We start from the raw sequence: 22,150 nt of genomic DNA, 5'->3' as shown, positions 1-22,150 counted from the left end.
AAGGATAAAAATGGGAAGACTTTAGTTCTGCTTCTGTCCGTTGGTTTATTTCAGGGCATACGTTCTGAAGTTCAGCATTTTTACTTTTTCTGAATCTAAAAGAAAGATAAGGTTTTCTAAAATGTCCTCTTTTGAATGGAAATTTAGCTGAATGGATAGTTCTTCAATAGTTGCCGGTTTTTTTGACAATAGATTTATTATTTCGCTTGAGATGTTTCTTCCGAATATAGATTGTTTATTTTTTTCACAGACTGTGCACTGTCCGCAGTTTTTAGCGTTTTTTTCGCCAAAATATGCCAGAATCAATTTCATTTTACAGTAGGTAGAGTCTTCGATAAAGAATTTCATCTCTTCCCACTTCTGAATTTTATTTTTCTGGATTTGCTCAAATAATTTCCAGTAAATACTGGTTGTCACCAGCTCATCTCTGGGCTTAAGAAATTTTACACTTGCCAAAGCTCCATCGATATATTCCAGATAATTTTTCTGCTGTAATTCCTTTAAACGTTCTTTGATCAGATGAATACTCACACCGATTTTGTCGCTGACTTTCTGTTCGCTGAACATCACTTTATGAGTGGTAATTCCAGAGATTGAACGCAGTAGCAATTCAATAAAATAAGAATCTTTCTGAGGTATCTGATCGATTTCATCAGCTTTTATCATAAGTTCTAATGATGATAAACTTTTGTTGCTGTTGTAGTAAATGATCTCTTGGGTATGAAGAAAATTTAAAACATTCTTGATTTTCGCTGTTGAAAGTTTTGTGAAATTTTGAATTCCGGAAATGTTTAACTGAAAAACTCTTTCAGGAAGTTCAAATTCTGCAACCTGAAATTTAGAATACAAAAAAGAAATGATCTTCAAGAACTCTGCTTTATTAGGAATTTGATTTCTCAAAATCTGGTCAAAATTTAAAACCTCCTGCTGATTCCAAAGCATGAATGCAAAACTTTTCTTTCCATCTCTTCCGGCACGACCAATCTCCTGATAATAATTTTCAATCGACTGAGAAGGGGAGAAGTGAATAACGAAGCGTACATTATCTTTGTCGATACCCATCCCAAAGGCGTTGGTAGAAATCAATACATTCTGGTCACTGTGATTCCAAAAGTTCTGTCTTTCATTTTTTTCTTTTGTCGTCAAGCCCGCATGGTAGTAATCTACATTAGTAATTTTATTTCTGTGAAGATATTCTGTCAGCAGTTCAGCATCTTTTCTTGTTCTCACATAGATAATTCCTGATTCTTTTGCATATTTAAGAATATTAAAAATACGTTGGTATTTATCTGAAATCTCTTCTGAAAAAATTTTAATATTATCTCTTTTAAAACTTTTTTGAAATACGTTTGGTTTTTTTAATTCAAGCTTGTTTTTTATTTCCTCCAAAACTTTTGGTGTGGCGGTCGCTGTCAAGGCAAGACAGGCAATTTCAGGATTGTTTTTTCTGAATTCTTTAATGTTCTGATAACTCGGTCTGAAATCCTGTCCCCATTCTGAAATACAGTGTGCTTCATCTACCGCAATAAACGATAGCTGAATTTCTTCAATCTGCTGAATAAAATGAAAATTGGTCAACCTTTCCGGTGAGACGTATAGAAGTTTTGTTAAGCCATCTTTGCACCGATTGTAAATTACCTCCGCATCAAAATCATCCAGCTCTGAAGATAAATATTCAGCTTCAATTCCTCTGAATTTTAATTGATTTACTTGGTCTTTCATTAATGCCAGTAAAGGGGAAATAACCAGACAAACTCCTTCCCGCAACAATGCCGGAAGTTGATAACATAGGGATTTTCCAGCACCGGTCGGTAAAAGTACTAAAGTGTCATTTCCTGAAATCACAGAATCTATAATATCACCCTGAGAATCTCTAAAGGTTTCGTAGCCCCAAAAATGTTTTAGGGTTTTATTTTTCAGTTCCTGAAAATCATGTGGAGAAATCATCCTGTAAAAATATACAATCTAATTTAACAAAAAAAGTCACGCAATGCGTGACTTTTAAATATATAAAGAAGTTTTATTATTTTGCTTCGAAATAAACTCTTCTGTTTGCTCTGTTTTTCCATTCAGGACATTTTGTAGCAGGATCACATTCTGGATATTTAAGGTCTTTTTTACCTTTTCCTACAGCGTTGATTTTAGAAGAATCTACACCATTTTTGATCAAATAGTTTTTCACACTGTTTGCTCTTCTTTCAGATAACTTTTGGTTATAAGCGTCAGAAGCTCTAGTATCAGTTGCTCCAATTACAGTGTAAGAACCGTTTGAAGAATTGATATAGCTTACAGCATTGTTAAGAATAGGAGTGTTTGAAGGTAAGATTCTGTCAGAATTTAAATCAAATTCAATTCCTTCCATATTAGAAACTTCTTCTTTTACAGGTCCTGTTGGTGTCGTTGGAGTAAGAGGACAACCGTCGTTTTCAACTGGTCCAGGTACTGTTACACATTTATCGTAAAGATCGATAACACCGTCTAAGTCTGCATCAAGAGCCACACCAGCACCGTCTACTCTTGCACCTGCTGGAGTATCAAGCTGTCTGTCCCAATCATCACAAACTCCGTCATTATCAGCATCACCTTTTTTACAAACTTCGATATCTTGGTTTTTATCAGCCAACACATCTAACTTATAGTAAATCTCTTGTAATGGGTCATGCCACATTAAGTGAGATTCGTGTTTTCCTAGTTTTAAAGATAAACCTACAGTAGCGTTGAAGAAATTGTCTGAAACCTGATCTTCTCTTTTGTTGATTGTGCTGTATTGTGCACCACCTCCATCAAATTGATCATCAGTAGTTACAACATACATCAATCTAGTTTCTAGATCTATTCTTCTGTTTACTTTAAATTTAAGTCCAGCTCCGGCTTGACCAAAGAACGAACCTAATTTAAAAGGTTTAACTTCTGTCATTAACCTCTGACCTGAAGCATCTTTTAAATACGCTCTATATGCTAAGGTTCCAACTCCAGCGTAACCGTGTAATGCCCATCTGTAAGGAGATTTGTTGTCAACTCTTCTCATTAAATTTGAAAAGTTGATGTCTCCTAATAATGAGATTGCATCATATTGAGTTCTAGCTCCTTCTTGTCCAGCAATAGCAGGGTCTTTTGTGTTGAAATACCCTTGTCTAGTTTCACCTCTGTCATACTGAAGGTTGATGCCAAAAGCATGTGTAATTGCTTTATCAACACTTACATAAGCAGAGTAACCAAATAGGTTTTTACCATTACCATTTTTAATCGAAGTCAAATCGGCTGATTGAAGTAACGGTACACCTGCACCAAATGATACTGCCCAGTCATTAAACCTTTTAGATTTCTGTGTAAAAGGTGATATATTGGCAGAACCTGATGAGAATGTGTTTGGATATCCGTCATTTGAAACTACCGCTATTGAATCTTGTGCAAAAGCTGCAGTAGGAACTGCTAAAGCCAAAGCAACAATTGCTAAACTTAATTTCATAGTGTATTTTTTTATTTAGTTAATTAAATGATTTCTTTATTTTCTGATAAAACGATTATTGAGGACAACCATTATTATCTGCAGATCCGGCAACTGTAACACACTTGTCGTATAAGTCAATTACTCCGTCAAGATCTATATCTAATGCTACTCCCGAACCATCAACTCTCGCTCCGGCAGGTGTATTCAACTGTCTGTCCCAATCATCACAAACTCCGTCATTATCATTATCTCCCTGCTCACATACAACAAGGTCACTTGCTGCATTTTCTAGCAAATATGTTTTATAATAAATCTCCTGCAAAGGGTCGTGCCATGCTAAGTGCGATTGCTGTTTACCCAATTTAAATGACAGACCCAAATTGAAAGTCATCATCGCATCAGAATAAGAATCGTTGATCAAGTTATAATTAAGTCTGTTACCAACAGATCCTTCAACTTCTCTTACTTCACCACCTCCATCAAATTCTTCATCCAAACTGTTAACATACATCACTCTGGCTTCAACATCAATCAATCTGGATACATTATATTTCAAACCGACACCAGCTTGCATAAAAAACGAAGCGATCCCTAATTTCTGATCATTCATAATCGGGAAGTTTGGCGGGTTTGTCTGCCACTGAGAAAGATCATTATCAATCAATTCAGTCTTATAGCCCATGAATCCAGCACCTAAGTATCCGTGTAGAGCCCATCTGAATGGTGATTTATTGTCAACTCTTCTCATTAAATTTGAAAAGTTAACATCTCCTACTAAAGAAACCTGATGAAATTTTGTCCACGCGTTTGCTACACCAGCCTTAGGATTGGTGGGTAATTGTGCTTGTTGATTTGTTTCACCCATTGAGTATTGTACGCTAAGACCAAAAGTATGGCTAATCTGCTTGTCAATACTTGCATAAGCATTCCAACCCCAATTGATTTTGTCTCCGTAGAAAGAAGTAACGTCAGCAAATGTCATGAAAGCGGGACCTCCACCAACTGAAACAGACCAATCATTGAATCTTCTTGCTTTATTGTCAAATTTTTGAATATTTGTAGAACCAGAAGAAAAAGTATTGGGATACTGGTCTGAGGTACTAACTGCGATCGTGTCTTGAGCATAAGTCGCAATAGGCAATGTAGCCAATAATAGTAAACCTAATTTCATACAATGTTTTATGTTTTTGATTAAATAAAATCTTTTAATAATATTCTAGAAAATTCCCTTTCAAAAAGATGTTTTTTATGAGGGATCTCTAACCTTTTTGAAGTGAATTTTAACTCATTATATTTAATGATGTCAATATCAATAATTCTATCCGTGTAGCCTCCTGATATTTTCGAATCATTAACTCTGCCCATTTCAATTTCAATTTTCTTTATATAATTAAGTAACTGAATCGGCGATAAATGCGTAAATATTATTGTTGCAATATTACAAAAATTATTGGAACTTACAAATTCTACAGGCTCAGATGTCAAATATTCACTATTTTTTAATATTTCACCTGCCTCTTTTAATCTGCATAAAGCAGTATCAATGTTATTTTTTTTATCACCAATATTACTTCCCAGTAACAAAACGACCTTATGTTGCGACATATTGAAAAATGATTATTTTATGAAGAGTTTCTTTAAAAATGTACTGGCAAATATAGTTGCAATTGTGGTACTGTGCGTGGTATTTTTCTTCTTTTTTATTGTCATGATTGCGTTTGGATCCATGAGTAATGATAAATCTGTGAGTGTAAAAAAGAATTCTGTTTTAACTATTAATCTTAAAACAGATATCATCGACAGTCCTACAGAAGATCAGCAGAGTATTTTCAATGTCAGTGATAAAAACACAAGCATCCTTATATATGATGCTTTAGAGGCAGTGCGAAAAGCGAAAACTGATGATAATATCAAAGGAATAAGTATTGAGGTTGATAATCTTAATGCAGGCATCACTCAGATTGACGATTTAAGAGCTGCTATCCAAGATTTTAAAAAGAGTGGAAAATTCGTATATGCATATGGTAATGCGGTTTCGCAGTCTTCTTATTACTTAGGATCAGTTGCTGACCAGTACTATCTTAATCCTTCCGGTGGAATTGAACTGAAAGGTCTTGCGACGGAAGTTACTTTCTTCAAAGATTTTGCTGAGAAATACGGGATCGGTATCGAAGTTATCCGTCACGGTAAATTCAAATCCGCGGTTGAGCCATTCTTGAGAAATGATATCTCTCCCGAAAATAAAGAACAGTTAAGTACACTTCTTAATGATATTTGGGATAACACAGCTTCTAAAATTGCAAGTTCCAGAAAAATGGATGTCAATCAATTCAAAACTGTAGTTGACAGTCTTTATGGGATGATTCCTGATTTAAGTTTACAGCATAAATTGGCGGACAAACTGATTCAAAAAACTGAGTATGATCAGATGATCAGAACCAAGTTAAGCCTTAAGGAAGATGATAAATTAAATAAAATCTCTCTGACTAAGTATATCGATTCTTATTCTGATAAAGATAAATCCGGAGAGACAATTGCGGTACTGTATGCATCAGGTTCTATTAATAATGGTGATGAATACAGCGAAATTTATTCTGACAAGTATATTAAATATATCAAAGAACTTCAGGATGACAAAAAAATAAAAGCAGTAGTATTAAGAATTAATTCTCCGGGTGGAAGTGCAAATGCTTCAGATGAAATATTATTTGAACTTCAACAATTAAAGAAGAAAAAGCCTTTGGTTGTTTCTTTTGGAGATTATGCAGCTTCTGGCGGTTATTATATTGCAATGGCAGCAGATAAAATTTATTCTGAACCCAATACACTAACCGGATCGATCGGTGTTTTTGGGGTAATGCCTTACTTCAAAGATTTGGCTAATAGAAATGGAGTACGTTCTGATATTGTTGCAACAAATGCAAACTCAGCATACTATTCTTCATTAAACGGATTGACACCTTATGGAGTAAATTTAATGACAAGAAGTGTTGAAGGTACTTATAAAAGATTCGTATATTTTGTGACTCAAAACAGAAAAAGATCTTTTGAAGACATTGATGCAATCGGTGGAGGGAGAGTTTGGAGCGGGACCCGTGCAAAACAAATCGGTTTGGTTGACGAATTGGGAAGCTTGGAAGATGCGGTGAAATTTGCAGCACAGAAAGCCAGTTTAAAATCATACAATGTATCTTCTTATCCGAAGAAAATGACTGCATTTGAACAGATCTTCTCAGATTTAAATGAAGATGATATTTCTGCAAAAGTGATTAAAAATAAAATTGGTAAAGCAAACTACGAAATCTTAGAGCAGATTACAGACAAAAAACTGAAGTCTGAAGTGAAAATGGAAATGCCTTATCAGATTAAAATCAACTAAATTATATTGCGCATAAAAAAGCCGGATTTGAAATTTTCAAATCCGGCTTTTTATTTTTTTTAAGTTTGTTATTTCTTAGTTACCATCCTGTAGATTGCAAGTAAAAGAACTGAACCACCAATTGCAACTAGGAAACTTGAAAAGTTAAATCCCGTTACGTCAACTCCGAATATCATTGATCCGATCCATCCACCTAGCATACTTCCCAAGATACCGATGATAATTGTGATTACCCATCCTCCAGGGTCATTACCTGGATGTAGTGCTTTTGCGATTGCGCCTGCGATAAGGCCGAAAATGATCCATGTTAAAATCCCCATTGTTTAAATTTTTTAATGTTAATGAATTTGGTTTATTTTTCAAGAAATAAAGATTAGTTATCTCTTCTTGAAGAATGAGTCTACAAACTCTGTACCATTAAATAATTGAAGGTCCTGCATCTTCTCGCCAACACCTATATATTTTACAGGAATCTGGAACTGATCAGAGATTCCGATCACCACACCGCCTTTTGCTGTTCCGTCTAATTTTGTTACCGCCAAAGCATTCACTTCAGTAGCTGCTGTGAATTGTTTTGCCTGTTCAAAAGCATTCTGACCTGTTGAGCCATCCAATACCAATAAGATTTCATGCGGAGCATCGGGGATCACTTTCTGCATCACTCTTTTGATTTTAGAAAGTTCATTCATCAAATTGATTTTATTGTGAAGTCTTCCCGCAGTATCAATGATAACAACATCTGCATTTTGAGCAACTGCGCTCTGTACCGTGTCAAACGCAACAGACGCTGGGTCAGAACCCATTTCCTGCTTTACAATCGTAACACCGGCTCTTTCACTCCATATGGTCAGCTGATCAACTGCAGCAGCACGGAAGGTGTCTCCTGCTCCCAGAATAACTTTTTTACCATCAGCCTTAAACTGATGAGCTAGTTTACCAATTGTTGTGGTTTTTCCAACACCGTTTACGCCTACGACCATAATGACGTAAGGTTTTTTTGAAGTGTCGATATTGCCTGTGTTTGCCTGCGGATTTTCCAAAAGTAATCCTGAGATTTCCTCGCGCAGAATACGATCCAATTCGCTTGTATTAACGTATTTGTCTCTTGCAATACGTTCTTCAATTCTTTGGATGATTTTGATGGTGGTAGACGCGCCGACGTCGGAAGCGATAAGTATTTCTTCGAGATCATCTAGAACCTCGTCATCTACTTTGCTTTTGCCGACTACAGCTTTAGTCATTTTTTCAAAGAATCCCTGATTCGATTTTTCCAAACCTTTATCTAAAGTTTCTTTTTCTTCTTTTTTAAAAATATTTTTAAACCAACTCATCTTATGAATTATGGAATTTAATTTATTGTAGGATGCAGTGAGTTGCAAGATAATGTTCACAAACGTTTTCTACACTATGTAAACATCTAGCATCACACATCCGACACCCAGCGTATTAAAAGCAAAGATAACAAAAAAACTACCCAAAATATGAGTAGTTTCTGTATTGTAAATAAAGTAACTGATTATTTTTTCAAATAAGCATCCACTTCGTCTGCATTCATTACTTTTTCTTCGAAAACGTAAGCTTCTGATTTAGAAGACTTCACCATTTTCACAACTTTAGTCATTTTTTTTGACTGTCCGCTTTGTAGGGTTGCTACTACTTTCTTTGCCATGGTAAATTATATTTATAAATTACTTGATTTCTTTGTGAAGGGTAGATCTCTTAAGAACAGGATTGTATTTTTTCAATTCCAATCTTTCTGTAGTGTTCTTTTTATTTTTTGTAGAAATGTATCTAGACATTCCCGGCATACCACTTTCTTTGTGCTCTGTACATTCAAGAATTACTTGAACTCTATTTCCTTTTTTTGCCATGATTTAGTTCTTTTTAATCAATCCTTCTCTGATGCCTCTTTCGATAGCTTCTTCGATTCCAATCTTGTTAATGATTCTCAATCCATGAGCTGAAACTTTTAGCGTAACGTGCTTGTCTTGCTCTGGAAGGTAAAATTTCTTTTCCAATAAGTTAATTTCAAAACGACGCTTCGTTTTGTTATTAGCGTGGGAAACGTTGTTACCAACCATTGCACGCTTTCCTGTTATCTGGCAAATTCTTGACATATCTCGATGTTCTTATTTGTATAATATTTGAGGTTGCAAAATAACGAATTATTTTTTAGACAGACAAGTTTTATGTAAAACTTTTATAATAATTATTTGTCTTTTATTTTTATTCTGAACCAATTTTAATTTAATATTTGTTTAATACAGCGATATTTAGCCGTTTTAAAATTTTTCTCCTGAATTATAAAGATATATTTTTAAGATTTCTTTTTCTGAAATTTATTCTGAATCCATTTAATTAAAAAATAAAAAAGTAGGAAGCCAAAAGAGAATATAGAGAATCGAGTCAATAGATCTCCGGATTTTACATAAAAAGTTTCATTGTCATATAGGTTCACTTTAGCAAACAAAGCAGTTTTATCACCATAAAAAGTATCTTCCAGAATTTCTCCTTTTGCATTGATGTGTGCAGAAATTCCGCTGTTTGCTGATCTTGCGATTTCTCTTCTTGTTTCAATGGCTCTCAGTCTTGCGTAGGATAAGAGTTGCTTGTGTCCTTCCGTAACGCCCCACCAGGAATCGTTGGTAACGATTGCTAAGAAGTTGGCTCCTTTTTTAACATAGTCAGTAACGAATTCTCCGTAAATACTTTCATAGCAGATAATGGGAGCAATTTTTCCTTTGTTGTAAGGATTAGAAAAAGCTAAACGTTCTTTGTCTGTACCCAAAGAGGCTACTGTTCCGCCTAGATTAATCATGGCATCACCTAAAAGAGGTTTAAAAACGCTCATGTAAGGGAAGATCTCAACACCAGGAACCAGTTTTCCTTTGTGATATACCTGAACCTTTTGGTTTGGAATAACTTGTACTGCAGAATTATATCTTTCAACCCACAGTTCCGGGCTTAGTTGATAGGCTTCTTTTGGTAAATTTTCATTGCTTTTATAATATCTGTGAGAAGAAATTCCTGTTGTGAAAACCGAGCCCGGGTGTTTTGCTAAAAATCCTTTTACATTGTTCAGAACTTCGCTTTTTTCAAATGCTGTCTCTGAAATTGATCCGCTCCCTGGGAGCGCGGTTTCCGGGGCAATGAAGTAATCAATTTTCCCTTTGCTATTTTCTTCAGCAAGAGCCAAAAGCTCGCGGACGATAATCGTACTATCAGTAGAATATTTTTCAGCGTACGGATCTAGAGCAGGCTGCAGCATTAATACATTGACCTGACCAATTGGTTTTTCGTTAAAATTATTAAATTTCACGAGAGAAATGATCATCGGAAGAATAATTAATAAAGCTACAATCGCTGAATTTGTGATCAGAGCTTTCCTTTTTCTTCCAGCTTCATAAACTCTGATGGTGTAAAATATCAAAACATTTGTCAGTAAGATCCAGAAGCTTCCGCCTGTTGCGCCTAAAGTATCGTACCATTGAATAAACTGTGGGTAATCTGAAAAGACATTTCCTAAATTTAACCAAGGCCAGGTGAATTCCCAATTCAGATGGAATTTCTCAAAACTCATCCATATGGCTACGAAAAAAGCCAGTCCCCAATAGCTTCCCTGAGCATTTTTGTACCAGTGATAACATTGAAATACCAATGAATATAAAAAAGAATTAACCAAAACCGGAAAGATAACCGCCATCATCGAATGGCTTCCGTCGGGGTTTTTAGAACCATACAGCCAGCCTGTGGTCACGATATTCCAGATAATAAAACATAAATAGGAAAGTCCGAAAACCACCCAGCTTTTTCTCTTAAACGGAGAAAATTTTGATACACCATGTTCCATCATCAAAAGTGGAACAAGTGCGAAAAATATAAAAAACGGAAGTCCGTAAGTGGGCCAGGAGATGGACAGAAGCATCGCTGAAATGAGCGTAAGTAAAACGTATTTCATTAAATTATTTTAACACACAAATTTAATGCTTTTGAAATGAATAACTTTGCAAATGATGTTAAAGAAATTTTATAAATTTATTATTGTACCATACACTGTTTTTCTGCTCTATCTGATGTTTTTCGGGATGGGAAGATTTCAGTATGACGATAATATTGTAAGATTTCAGCCTGTAGTTTCCACGATTTGGTTTATCAAAGGAACGGTGAGCTGGTTTAATATTGTAAAAATTGTCTTAGGCAATGTAGTCATGTTTATTCCTTTCGGATTTTTAGGCTGGGTCTTTCCTCAATTAAAAGATCTGAAAAGTCTTATTATAGCCTTTGTTTCTGCAATTGTGATCGTAGAGGCGCTTCAGTATTTTTCGAGGATGGGAGTTTTTGATATTGACGATATCATCCTCAATACTCTTGGAGTATATTTAGGTTGGAAAATCTTTAGGTTTATCGAATTACGTCTTAAATTTTTGGTTGTGTAACTGAAAATTCCTTTCCTTTTAAAATTATGTAAGACTATCCATTCAGTTCCTTCGCTCTTTTTTCTGCGTTTAAAATTCCGTTTTGCAGAATTTCTTTCAGGTTGCTGTCTTCAAATGTTTTTAAAGCTGCCTCAGTTGTTCCTCCTTTTGATGCAACGTCTTTGATAAGTTCTTCAAGATTTTTCTCGGAATTATTGATTAAATGATAGGCGCCGAGCATGGTTTGTTTCACAAACAGTTTTGAAAGATTTTCATCAATTCCCATCTGAGTTCCGGCTTTGATCATTGCATCTACAATGTAGTAGAAATATGCAGGTCCGCTTCCTGAAAGTGCCGTAACGCCATCAAGTAAATCTTCGTTTTCCAAGTAAACCGATCTTCCTGTACTGTTTAAAAGTCGTTCGATATTCATCAATTCATTGAAAGCAATTCCCTGTGCTGAAGTGTAGCCGGTAATTCCCATTCCCAAAAGAGTGGGAGAATTTGGCATGGCTCTTACTACGGATTGGTGATTCAGCAGTTTTTGAATTTTATCGATCTTGATGCCTGCCATGATCGAGAGAATCATTTGGTTTTCCTTTAGTTTAAAACTAAAATTCTCCGCAACATGCTGAAAATCCTGTGGTTTAACGGCAATGATGATTAAATCTGCATCTAATTTTTGAACATCAGTAAAGATCGAAATCTTAGATTTGGGAAATTCTTTTGATATCCTTGAGATTTTAGATTCATTTCTTGTAATCAGTTGAAGATCTTCAGGTTTTATCAGTTCGTATTTTAGAAATGATTTAGAGAAAGATAAGCCCATATTTCCGGCTCCGATGATGGCGATTTTCATTTGTGCGTATTTTTAATGTTGGAGTCTCCGGGTTATTTTAAATTTTGAAGACTAATAATTATTAAAAATAGTGAATTTTGGCTTCTAAAATGAGCTGGTAATCTTTTTTAATTTAAATAATATTCACTTCTCGTTCCAGTTCAATTCCGAATTTTTCCTTCACTGATTCAATAATCATCGTGGAGAAATCAAAAATTTCTTTTCCTGTAGCATGTCCCGTCGCGTTGATGATCACTAAAGACTGTAGTTTGTGTGAAGCCACGTTGCCGATTTGTTTTCCTTTCCAGCCGCATTGTTCGATCAGCCAGCCAGCGGGAACTTTCACAAAATTTCCGTTCGGGTAACCTTGAATATTTTCGAATTTTAATTTTAAATCTTCAAACTGAGCTAAAGGAACTGTTGGATTTTTAAAAAAACTTCCAGCGTTTCCAAGAACTTTTGGGTTGGGTAATTTGCTTTGTCTGATATTGATGACTGCTTTCGAAATATCCTGAATGGTAGGTTTTTCGATACCTAAATTTTCCAATTCTGTTTTGATGGCACCATATTCAGTTTTAATGACGTGGTTTTCTCTTGTCAATTTGAAAGTGACTTCCAGGATTACGAATTTTCCTTTTCCTTCCTGCTTAAAAATGGAATCTCTGTACCCGAATCTGCATTTCTCAAGATCGAAGGTTTCAACTTTCAGGGTTTCAAGATTTAAAACTTTGCAGCTTACAAAAACATCTTTTATTTCTGTTCCGTAAGCGCCGATATTCTGCATGGGTGAAGTTCCTACATTTCCCGGAATTAAAGATAAATTTTCCAGTCCGCCGTAGTTTTTATTTAAACAAAACAGCACAAATTCATGCCAGTTTTCTCCAGCTTGTGCAGTGACCAAAACTTGATTCTCATTACTGAATTCTTCTGAAATTCCCTTTAAATCTAGCTGAATAGCCAAGCCTTGAAAGTCTTCTGTGAATAAGATATTGCTTCCGCCACCAAGAAAAAGATGTGGAAGTTCTTGAGCGTTCGAGAATTTAAGAGTTTTGATTAATTCTTCTACGGAATTTACTGCAGCGAAATATCTTGCTTTTGCGTCGACGCCGAAAGTATTATAAGCTTTTAAAGAAAAATTTTCTTGCATTGAAGAAGTCGTATTTTGATTTGTTTTTAGATAAAAAGAAAAATAAAGCTACTGGTATTTTTTAGGAATGATACCTCCGAGCTTTGTTTTAAATTCTTCAAACTGTCGGTAATGTCTGTCACTGTAAGAATTGACGAAGACATGAGAATTTTTTGTCGTTTTAATTTGGAATGTTTCATCCATGCCATCGAGGTGCTGGATACTTGGAGAACTTTCAATTAAGCTTAAATCGCGAACTTTGAAAGAAGAAGTGAGGTTTTTCCAGGTTTCAGGAGTGATTGTTTTGTGCCATTCACTGTGTTTTTGCTTGGATGTCATTCCCTGTTCAAGGTGGATGGAATCCTTGGTTATTTTGACATTTCTGTAGCTTCCCAATTCTCCCCCAACATCAGAAACTCCGATAAATACTATTTCTTCTATACCTGAAGAGTTTTTGTTTTCGGCGGTTTTCTCACTGCAGCAAAAAAATATCAACAGTAAAAATGTAGAAAAGAATATTCTTAAACCAGCTGTTTTTACTGTTGACATAATATTTGGGTTGTATTAATGACGGATGTCTGAATTGTAATTTTCAAGTGCGGCTTGTAAAATGGCAACACTTTTTCTTAAATCCTGTTCTTTAAGTACGTAAGCGATTCTTACCTGTTTTTTTCCTAATTCAGGATTGCTGTAGAATCCTCCAGCCGGAGCTACCATAATGGTTTCGTTGTTTAACGAATATTTTTCAAGTAACCACTGAGCAAAAACTTCTGAATCATCTACAGGAAGTTCCGCAACGCAGTAAAATGCTCCTCTTGGCTTAGGGCAGATAACTCCGGGAATAGCATTCAGTAAATCTACCAAAACGTTTCTTCTGTGTGTGTACTCTTCTCTTACAGCTCTGATGTACGCTCCGTCATTCTGGTGTGCAGCTGTTGCGGCAATCTGACCCAATAAAACAGGGCTCAGTCTCGCCTGTGCGAAAAGCATTGCTGCGTCATGAATTTTTTTAGAACGGGTAAGAAGGCATCCGATTCTTACACCGCACATCGAGTAACGCTTAGATTCTGAATCAATGATGATGCAGTTTTCGCTTAATTCCGGAAAAGCCAGCATAGAAATCTGTTGCTTCCCGTCATAAACATATTCTCTGTACACTTCATCTGAAATAATGACGATGTCATATTTTAAGGCAATGTCAGCCAACTGCTGAAGTTCTTCTCTTGTATATAAATATCCTGTCGGATTTCCAGGGTTGCAAATAACGATTGCTCTCGTTTTTGCGGTAATTTTTTTCTCAAATTCTTCAATTGGTGGCAATGCAAATCCGGTGTCAATAGTAGAAGGTACTGCAACTACATTAACATTAAAGGTGCTGGTGAAACCATTGTAGTTTGCGTAATAAGGTTCCGGGATAATTACTTCATCGCCGTCATCACACAAAGTGGAAATTGCGAAGTTTAAAGCTTCTGATCCACCATTTGTTACGATGAAATTATCAGGAGTAAGATCTGTAAAGTCCAGTGAATGGTAATACTCAGTCAGAGCCTTTCTGTATTCGATGTTTCCTTCTGAAAGAGCGTATTCCAATACTTTTAAATCAATGTTTTTTAAAGCATTGAGAGCTGTTTCGGGAGTTTCGATATCCGGTTGTCCGATGTTTAAGTGATATACTTTAGTTCCTCTCTGTTTTGCTTTAAGGGCAAAAGGAACCAATTTTCTGACCGGCGAAGGTGGCATCTGTTGTGCTCTGTTTGAGATATTAGGCATTGTTCAAAAATTTGTAGGGCAAAAATAGGATTAAATTCTTAATAAGTAAAACACTATGTGATGAATGTTATATTTCGCTGTTTTTTAGATTTTGTTTAAAATTTTAAAACAATTTTTAAATATGTTTTCTTCATAGTCTGATCTGGTTGATTTTCTATTAATATTTTAAATTTAATCAAAATGCATTTTCTGTGTTAATTTGTATAAATTTAATATTGAATTTTTATTTTAAGCTATTTTATATTGATTTTTTATTAATTTAGCGCATCTTAAATTAATAATATGAAAATAAATCGATTTTTGGGAATCGCTAGCTTGGCTTTGACGATTTCATCCTCGGGTTTAATGGCTCAGAATTATCAGACAATGCCAATTACGTCTGGTTTCAATGAAGATGTTATCGCCAATGGCACAGGCCCATCATTAGGTTCCACCACATCTATTCTAGATGGAGATTCTTACGCTTTTGTTGCAAAAAACTTTCTAGCTACAGCTACAAGTACTGCCATTACTTATGGGATTCCGATTGATGGAGTTATTACCTCAGTTGTTACAACTACTCCAGGATTAAGCTATCAATTAGGAAATCTAAGTGCAGCGAATTCTCTGAGACTTTCTAATACAAATCTTACCGGAACATTGGTTTTTGCTACGCCGAAAGCAGCTACAAAAATGTATATGCTATCTACCAGTGGAAGTGCATCTTCAACACTTACGGTAACTGTTAACTTTTCTGATGGAACCAATCAACAGACCACAGGAATTGCTGTTCCGGACTGGTATGACGGTGCCGGTTTTGCGGTTCAGGGTTTAGGCAGGATCAACAGACCTACTGATGGTTTGGATGCTGCAGGTGGTACAAATCCAAGAATGTATCAGGCGGCTGTCAACATTGATGCAGCCAATCAAACAAAACTTATTCAGAGTGTAACGGTAACCAAAACTTCTACAAGTGCAGGTTTTCCCAATATTTTCGCTTTTTCAGTAGATGCATATTCAGATTGCGCACCTCCGGCTCTTCTGGCTCCGACAGCAATCACATCTACAGGAGCTACAGTAAATTGGACTGCATCTACAAGTACACAAGCTGCAACCTATGGGGTATATTACAGTACAACTGCTACTGCACCAACTTCTACAACCGCACCTCAGCTTAGTAATTTAACAGGGACTTCTACACCTATAAGCAGTCTTACACCTAATACCACTTACTATTATTGGGTAAAAACTAACTGCAGCAATGCAACCGCGCAAAGTGTCTGGTCATTCTCAGGAACGTTTAAAACTGCATGTGGTCCTACTACAACGTTATCAGAGAATTTTGATACTTATGCAGTAGCAGCTGTATTGCCGGATTGTTGGGGTAGACTTGTGACTTCAGGTACTTTATCTATTAATTCTACCACTCCTGCATCAGGAAATAGAAATGTTTATCAGACGAGCTCAACATCACAGGTGGCAACAACAGCAGTATTGCCTGAATTAAGCAATATTAATGCAGGTACACACTGGTTGAAATTAAAAGCCAGAGTATCAAGTGCAACAGGTACCTTGAACGTTGGGTATCTTACAAACCCTACAGATGCAAGTACTTTTGTGCTGCTTCAAGCCTTAAGTGTTGCAAATGTAAACTATACAAGTACCAACCCTGAGTACACGGTTATTGTGCCTACTTCAGTTCCTGCAACTGCACGACTGGCGATTAGAAATACAGCAGATGGTAAAGGTTACTATTGGGATGATGTAGTTTGGGAAACTCTTCCTTCTTGTCTTCCTCCAACTGCTGCTACAACTTCAGCTATAACATCGGGTAATGTAACGGTTTCTTGGACAGCGCCTGCTTCTGCACCTGCCGCTGGATATGAATATTATTATGCTACAGCAAATACTGCTCCGGTAAGTACAACTACACCTTCTGGCAATGTGGGTGCAGGTGTTGTGACTGCAACAGTTTCTGGACTAACTCCTGCCACTACGTATTACATTTGGTTGCGCTCTTCTTGCAGTGCGACTAGCAAAAGCTCGTGGTCTTATGTCGGTTCTTTTACTACTTTATGTGCGCCAATAGTTCCGCCATATACTAATAACTTCACAACAGCTCCAGGTAGCTGTTGGACAAATGCTCTTTCAGGAGGTACCCCAGCTACTGGACCAAATGGAACGACTGTTTATTGGAATGCCGGTAATTTCCTAAATGGAGCTACAGGTGCTGGTATGAAGATAAATCTTTATGATACCAACAGAACGGGATGGTTGAAAACTAATGCATTTAATTTATCTGCAGGTGGATATAGAGTTAAATTCGACTATGGTCTGACAACTTTTAACGGCACATCTACTTCAACTATGGGATCTGATGACAGTGTTCAGTTATTAGTTTCAAATGATGGAGGAACAACATGGACGTCACTTCAAACTTGGAATGCAGCAAATGCTCCTTCAAATACATCAAATACTTATAGTTTCGATTTGGTAGGTTATAACAGCGCCAATACTGTTTTTGCTATTTACGGTACGGATGGATCTGTAAATGATGCTCCGGATTATGATTTCCATATCGATAATTTTATAGTTGAACCAGCAAACTTAAGTACTTCAGAGTCTACTGCAGTTCAGAAGAAACTTAGCATTCATCCAAACCCTTTCAAAGATGTTCTTTACATCTCAGAAACAAAAGATATCAAGTCTGTAATGATCTATGATGTTGCAGGACGCGTGGTAAAACAGGTGAATGATGGTTCTAGCGAAATTCGTGTAAGTGAATTGAAAGAAGGTATGTATTTAGTAAAAGTAAACTTCAAAGACGGAAGTCAGTCTGTTACTAAAGCAATTAAGAAATAACTATTTTTTTTGAATTATTTTTTGAGCAGCTGTACGAAAGTATGGCTGCTTTTTTATGTGCTACAATTTTTGTTAATTTGGAACTTAAATTTAAAGTCATGCAAATTCAAGCGACATCTGCAGAAGATTATATTTCTAAGCTACCAGAAGAGAGACAGGAGGTTTTTCAACAGCTTGTTGAGACCATTAATAAAAATCTACCCAATGGTTTCTCCCAGGGATTCAGCAATGGAATGATCAGTTGGGTTGTACCTTTAGAAGTTTTTCCTTCAGGCTATCATTGCACACCGGGTTCGCCGCTCCCTTTTTTAGCATTGGCATCTCAGAAAAATTTCATAGCACTTTATCATATGGGAATTTACGCAAAGCCCGAACTTTTGGACTGGTTTGTTTCAGAGTTTCCAAAGCATTCAAAAAGAAAACTTGATATGGGAAAATCATGCATCCGATTCAAGAAGATGGATGAAATTCCTTTTGAACTCATTGCCGAGCTGAGTAAGAAAATGACTGTAGATGAATGGATCAATATTTATGAAACCAACCTTAAAAAATAAATCTTTGCTTAAAGCTATCTTTCTTTTTTCAGTGCTCTTTTTCTTTGTGAGCTGTAAAAATTCTCAGACTTCAGGTTTGAAAAACGGAGATTTACTCTTCGTAACAGCTAAGAATTCTGGACTGTCGGGAGCCATAAATAACGTTACGCAGAAGCAAAAGAACGCGTCCTTCGATCATATCGGAATTTTACAGAAGGATGGCAGAAGACTTTCCGTGCTTCATGCTGCTCCAAAAGGTGGTTCGCAGAAGCAGGATTTAAATGAATTTTTGAAAGATCAGGCAAACGACGGACAAAACGTAGTGATCTACAGATTAAAACCCGAGTTTCAAAAAGCAATTCCTGACGCAATTGAAAAAGCAAATGCGATGTTGGGCAAGCCTTACAATTTCAACTATATTTTAGATGAAAATTCCTATTACTGCTCAGATTATATCGAAAGATCATTTAGGGAAAAGCATATTTTTAAACTTGAACCTATGACTTTTGTTGATCCGAAAACAGGAAAAATCAACACATTTTGGGAAGAGTTTTACGCTAAAAAAAATCTCAAAGTTCCGGAAGGTGAACCAGGCTGTAATCCAAACGGACTGGCATCGTCAGACAAAATTCAACGGATTAAAGAACTGTAAACAGAGAAGGAGTCATAAGACTTCTCTTTTTTTATGTTAAAATTAAAAATTAATACCCTACTAATTTGGTAGACTAATATTTTTTTATACTTTTGTCAGGAATTAATTATTAAAATATTTGAAAATGTAATTCAGAAAAGTATTGTTTAATCAAAAATTGTTTAGTTATGATTACGCCAAATTTGCAGGCTTTGCCAAAAAATGTACACCTTATCAAAAAAGATTTGATCATCGAAGTAGAACTGAATGGGAAAATGAAGTTTGACCATCTTTTAAATGCAATATACAAACAGATGGGGATTTGCTATAAAGTACTGAGCGCAAATGTGGAGTATATGAACGGAGCAAATTTTGGTTCATTTCAGTTACATGTCAATGCAACAACAGAAGAATCTCAGGAACTTGAATATTTTCTGAATAAAAATAAACTCTTGAATACAACGGTCGATTATACCTGCAGAAAGTATTCATAAAGCTGTAAGTCCATATAGTTTGAGGAGCGTTCAATTTATTGAGCGCTTTTTTATTCAATTATCCGAGAAAAACATTACATTTATTTTAAAATAAATTATAAAATTATGGTTGCACTCATTGTTATTATTGGAGTTCTTTTATTGATCGTGCTTTACGGAGTATCCATCTATAACCGTCTCGTAAAACTGAAAAATCTTGTTCAGGAGGCGTGGAGCAGTATTGATGTGATGCTTAAAAAACGTCACGACTTGATTCCGAATTTGGTTGAAACAGTAAAAGGTTATGCAACTCACGAACGTGAAACTCTTGAAAATGTTACCAGAGCGAGAAATTTGGCGGTAGGAGCTGATTCTGTGGAAGGTAAAGAAATTGCAGAGAAAAATCTGAATCAGGCAATGGTAAATTTATTTGCAGTGGCCGAGCAGTATCCGGATTTAAAAGCGAATGCCAACTTCCAACAGTTACAGGCGGAACTGAGTTCTATCGAAAATGATATCGAAAAATCAAGAAGATACTACAACGGAACGGCAAGAGAAAACAATACACTGGTAGAGTCTTTCCCAAGCAACATCATTGCCAACATGTATAAATTTGAAAAGGCAAAATACTTTGAGCTTGAAAATATAGCAGAAAGACAAGTTCCGACTGTGAAATTTTAAAGGAGGAATCGCTTATGCCCGATTTTGATTCATCAGCAAAATCAGGAAAAGTGATAATGTGCACTACACCAAATAATAAATCTATGTATGAAAAATTTCTTACAGTTTTTTTTCCTGTTATTTTTTAGTTTAAATTTCGCTCAGGAAGAACCGATACGTACAGATCAGTTGTCTATCATCGACGGGCGGGAAAGGATTATAAATTTTCACGCCGATATTGATATTGATAAAAATTCGGCGATAACGGTCACTGAAAAAATAAAAGTTCACAGCCTTGGCGATAAAATAAAGCGGGGTATCTTTCGCTCACTTCCGCTTACCAGAAATATCAACAATACTACGCAGAAGGTGCAGTACAACATTGTTTCGGTAAAGAAAAATGGTATTGATGAAGATTTTCATGAAGAATACGAAGATGGTTTTCTGAAAATTTATTTCGGAAACAAAGACATTATTCTAGAGTCAGGTGATTATGATTACGAAATAAAATATACCACCGAAAAGCAAATCGGCTTTTTTCAAAAGTATGACGAATTCTACTGGAATGTCAACGGGAACTTCTGGGATTTTCCGGTTGATCAAATTTCCGCAACAGTCAATCTTCCGCAAGGTGCAGGGATTTTACAGAATTCCTGCTACACAGGAAGCCAGGGCAGTACAGATCAAAATTGTACGGTAAAAGTTCTTTCTGAACATTCAATCGAATGGAATGCCGGAAATCTCGGATCAGAAGAAGGTCTTACGGTTGCCGTAGGTTTCAGGAAAGGCGTGATGGTTCCGCCGCCGCCACCAACTTTTCTTGAGAGATTCGGGATCTTGATTGCCGGAATTGTGGTGTTTCTTGGTCTGGTTATTTATTACGTTTCTACATGGAGAAAATATGGCGTCGATCCTGAAAAACCAATCGTTTATCCACAGTTCAATTCGCCTGATAATCTTTCGCCTGCTTCATTAGGTTTCATCAACAGCGAAACTTTTAAGAATAAATATCTTACAGCATCTTTGGTCAATTTAGCTGTAAAAGGCTATGTTCAGATTATTGAAAGTGAAGATTCCGGTATTTTGGGTTTATTTAAATCAAAAAAGTTTACGGTAAAAAAACTGAAAGAGGCAGATCAAAAATTGCCTGCTGAAGAAATAAATTTGATGAATAATCTTTTCACAACGGTAGACACTGTGAAATTTGACGGAGCATACAATTCTAAAATCGAACAGACTGTTAAAAGCTTTCAGTCTTCGCTTACCTATCAGCATGATAAATTGCTGAATGAGGGAAATAATACCAGTAAATTATATCTGCCATTAGTGCTAATGACAGGCGTTTACGGAGTGGGACTGTTTTTAAGCTTTAAAATGTTTCCGGAATTTGAAAAGGTGATTGTTGGCGGATTTTTATACATTGTTTTGCTGGTTTGTTTTTTAATTACAGGCTATCTTTTCAAATTATTTCCGGTTTTATTTAAAATTTTTCTCATAATTCCGACAGTCATTTTGATTGTTTTGGGTGCGTTGATGTTTAATCACAATGAATTTACAATTGATAATAATTTCAATATCTGTTATATTTTTATTGTCCTTGGTTTTACTTCACTGATTATTTATCAATATCTGATCAGGAGACCTTCAGAAGAAAAACTGAAAAAGAAATCCCTGATTGAGGGTTTCAAAATGTACATGGGCGCTGCAGAAAATGAGCAGCTGAAATTTCATAATCCACCCACGATGACTCCGGAATCTTTCGAAAAGCTGTTGCCTTTTGCGATGGTTTTGGGAGTTGATGAAATTTGGGGGAAGAAATTTGATGCACTTCTTACAAAAATGGCTACCGATTATCAGAGTAACTGGTACGTAGGATCTTCTATGAATCATTTTGCCATGGCCAGTGTTCTTAATTCAAGCTTGACCCAATCTATACAGTCTTCGGCTACACAACCTTCAAGTTCGGGAAGCAGTTCCGGTTCCGGATCTGGCGGCGGAGGATTCTCCGGTGGCGGCGGCGGTGGCGGTGGCGG

General features: G+C 36.1%; 22 protein-coding genes. 8 read left to right on the top strand and 14 right to left on the bottom strand.

What is annotated here, in order from left to right; all coding sequences use genetic code 11:
* Positions 1-45 precede the first annotated feature (45 nt).
* From OMO38_RS08215 to folK, 4 genes are all read right to left on the bottom strand, one after another.
* Positions 46-1,947 (bottom strand): RecQ family ATP-dependent DNA helicase, encoded by a 1,902-nt coding sequence (locus tag OMO38_RS08215; protein WP_264749722.1) that lies wholly within the window; start codon positions 1,945-1,947, stop codon positions 46-48.
* A gap of 76 nt (positions 1,948-2,023) precedes the next feature.
* Positions 2,024-3,469 carry an OmpA family protein gene (locus tag OMO38_RS20275; protein ID WP_319804221.1) on the bottom strand — a complete coding sequence of 482 codons (1,446 nt, stop codon included), beginning with the start codon at positions 3,467-3,469 and terminating at the stop codon, positions 2,024-2,026.
* Positions 3,470-3,524: 55 nt separating this feature from the next.
* Positions 3,525-4,622, bottom strand: a complete 1,098-nt coding sequence (locus OMO38_RS08205; RefSeq protein ID WP_264749721.1) for an OmpA family protein — start codon at positions 4,620-4,622, stop codon at positions 3,525-3,527.
* A 20-nt stretch (positions 4,623-4,642) separates the two neighbouring features.
* Positions 4,643-5,056 carry a 2-amino-4-hydroxy-6-hydroxymethyldihydropteridine diphosphokinase gene (folK, locus tag OMO38_RS08200; RefSeq protein ID WP_264749720.1) on the bottom strand — a complete coding sequence of 138 codons (414 nt, stop codon included), beginning with the start codon at positions 5,054-5,056 and terminating at the stop codon, positions 4,643-4,645.
* 19 nt (positions 5,057-5,075) lie between these two features.
* Between folK and sppA the strand changes: the two genes are divergently transcribed.
* Positions 5,076-6,830, top strand: a complete 1,755-nt coding sequence (gene sppA, locus OMO38_RS08195) for a signal peptide peptidase SppA (protein ID WP_264749719.1) — start codon at positions 5,076-5,078, stop codon at positions 6,828-6,830.
* A gap of 68 nt (positions 6,831-6,898) precedes the next feature.
* Here the strand turns inward: sppA and OMO38_RS08190 are convergent, their stop codons facing one another.
* The 6 genes from OMO38_RS08190 to lnt form a co-directional block, all read right to left on the bottom strand.
* Positions 6,899-7,150, bottom strand: a complete 252-nt coding sequence (locus OMO38_RS08190) for a GlsB/YeaQ/YmgE family stress response membrane protein (protein WP_264749718.1) — start codon at positions 7,148-7,150, stop codon at positions 6,899-6,901.
* A gap of 57 nt (positions 7,151-7,207) precedes the next feature.
* A complete protein-coding gene (gene ftsY / locus OMO38_RS08185) occupies positions 7,208-8,161 on the bottom strand; it encodes a signal recognition particle-docking protein FtsY (RefSeq protein ID WP_047444575.1) in 954 nt (317 codons plus the stop codon).
* Between the two features lie 185 nt (positions 8,162-8,346).
* On the bottom strand, positions 8,347-8,499 hold the full coding sequence (locus tag OMO38_RS08180; RefSeq protein ID WP_082002123.1) for a DUF4295 family protein: 153 nt from the start codon (positions 8,497-8,499) through the stop codon (positions 8,347-8,349).
* 19 nt (positions 8,500-8,518) lie between these two features.
* Positions 8,519-8,701 (bottom strand): 50S ribosomal protein L33, encoded by a 183-nt coding sequence (gene rpmG, locus OMO38_RS08175; RefSeq protein ID WP_027373683.1) that lies wholly within the window; start codon positions 8,699-8,701, stop codon positions 8,519-8,521.
* A 3-nt stretch (positions 8,702-8,704) separates the two neighbouring features.
* Entirely contained in the window at positions 8,705-8,947 is a 243-nt protein-coding gene (rpmB, locus tag OMO38_RS08170) for a 50S ribosomal protein L28 (protein ID WP_034760742.1), read from the bottom strand.
* A 200-nt stretch (positions 8,948-9,147) separates the two neighbouring features.
* Entirely contained in the window at positions 9,148-10,788 is a 1,641-nt protein-coding gene (gene lnt / locus OMO38_RS08165; RefSeq protein WP_264749717.1) for an apolipoprotein N-acyltransferase, read from the bottom strand.
* Between the two features lie 52 nt (positions 10,789-10,840).
* Here lnt and OMO38_RS08160 point away from each other — a divergent pair, with 52 nt between their 5' ends.
* The gene (locus OMO38_RS08160) at positions 10,841-11,266 is read left to right on the top strand and encodes a VanZ family protein (RefSeq protein WP_319804219.1); all 426 of its coding nucleotides are present in this window, start codon (positions 10,841-10,843) and stop codon (positions 11,264-11,266) included.
* A 34-nt stretch (positions 11,267-11,300) separates the two neighbouring features.
* On the opposite strand, the gene proC is transcribed toward OMO38_RS08160, so the two are convergent.
* The 4 genes from proC to OMO38_RS08140 all read right to left on the bottom strand — a co-directional run bounded on the left by proC (position 11,301) and on the right by OMO38_RS08140 (position 14,979).
* Complete coding sequence (proC, locus tag OMO38_RS08155; protein ID WP_264749716.1) at positions 11,301-12,104, bottom strand: pyrroline-5-carboxylate reductase; 804 nt, start codon at positions 12,102-12,104, stop codon at positions 11,301-11,303.
* 112 nt (positions 12,105-12,216) lie between these two features.
* On the bottom strand, positions 12,217-13,230 hold the full coding sequence (gene murB / locus OMO38_RS08150) for a UDP-N-acetylmuramate dehydrogenase (RefSeq protein ID WP_264749715.1): 1,014 nt from the start codon (positions 13,228-13,230) through the stop codon (positions 12,217-12,219).
* Positions 13,231-13,278: 48 nt separating this feature from the next.
* Positions 13,279-13,758 (bottom strand): hypothetical protein, encoded by a 480-nt coding sequence (locus tag OMO38_RS08145; protein ID WP_264749714.1) that lies wholly within the window; start codon positions 13,756-13,758, stop codon positions 13,279-13,281.
* A 15-nt stretch (positions 13,759-13,773) separates the two neighbouring features.
* The gene (locus OMO38_RS08140; protein WP_264749713.1) at positions 13,774-14,979 is read right to left on the bottom strand and encodes a pyridoxal phosphate-dependent aminotransferase; all 1,206 of its coding nucleotides are present in this window, start codon (positions 14,977-14,979) and stop codon (positions 13,774-13,776) included.
* Positions 14,980-15,261: 282 nt separating this feature from the next.
* Here OMO38_RS08140 and OMO38_RS08135 point away from each other — a divergent pair, with 282 nt between their 5' ends.
* The 6 genes from OMO38_RS08135 to OMO38_RS08110 all read left to right on the top strand — a co-directional run.
* The gene (locus OMO38_RS08135; protein ID WP_264749712.1) at positions 15,262-17,820 is read left to right on the top strand and encodes a fibronectin type III domain-containing protein; all 2,559 of its coding nucleotides are present in this window, start codon (positions 15,262-15,264) and stop codon (positions 17,818-17,820) included.
* A 98-nt stretch (positions 17,821-17,918) separates the two neighbouring features.
* Positions 17,919-18,374, top strand: coding sequence for a DUF1801 domain-containing protein (locus OMO38_RS08130; RefSeq protein WP_264749711.1), 456 nt, complete (start codon positions 17,919-17,921; stop codon positions 18,372-18,374).
* Entirely contained in the window at positions 18,334-19,005 is a 672-nt protein-coding gene (locus tag OMO38_RS08125; RefSeq protein ID WP_264749710.1) for a YiiX/YebB-like N1pC/P60 family cysteine hydrolase, read from the top strand. The genes OMO38_RS08130 and OMO38_RS08125 overlap by 41 nt, the downstream gene beginning before the upstream one ends.
* A gap of 167 nt (positions 19,006-19,172) precedes the next feature.
* Entirely contained in the window at positions 19,173-19,478 is a 306-nt protein-coding gene (locus OMO38_RS08120) for an NIL domain-containing protein (protein ID WP_264749709.1), read from the top strand.
* A gap of 105 nt (positions 19,479-19,583) precedes the next feature.
* Positions 19,584-20,138, top strand: coding sequence for a LemA family protein (locus OMO38_RS08115; protein WP_264749708.1), 555 nt, complete (start codon positions 19,584-19,586; stop codon positions 20,136-20,138).
* Between the two features lie 87 nt (positions 20,139-20,225).
* The coding region (locus OMO38_RS08110) for a DUF2207 domain-containing protein (protein WP_264749707.1) at positions 20,226-22,150 on the top strand (1,925 nt) is incomplete at its 3' end.

It is taken from the genome of Chryseobacterium kimseyorum (assembly GCF_025971945.1).
Taxonomy (GTDB): Bacteria; Bacteroidota; Bacteroidia; order Flavobacteriales; family Weeksellaceae; genus Chryseobacterium; species Chryseobacterium kimseyorum.
This window is presented reverse-complemented; position numbering and strand designations above follow the sequence as displayed.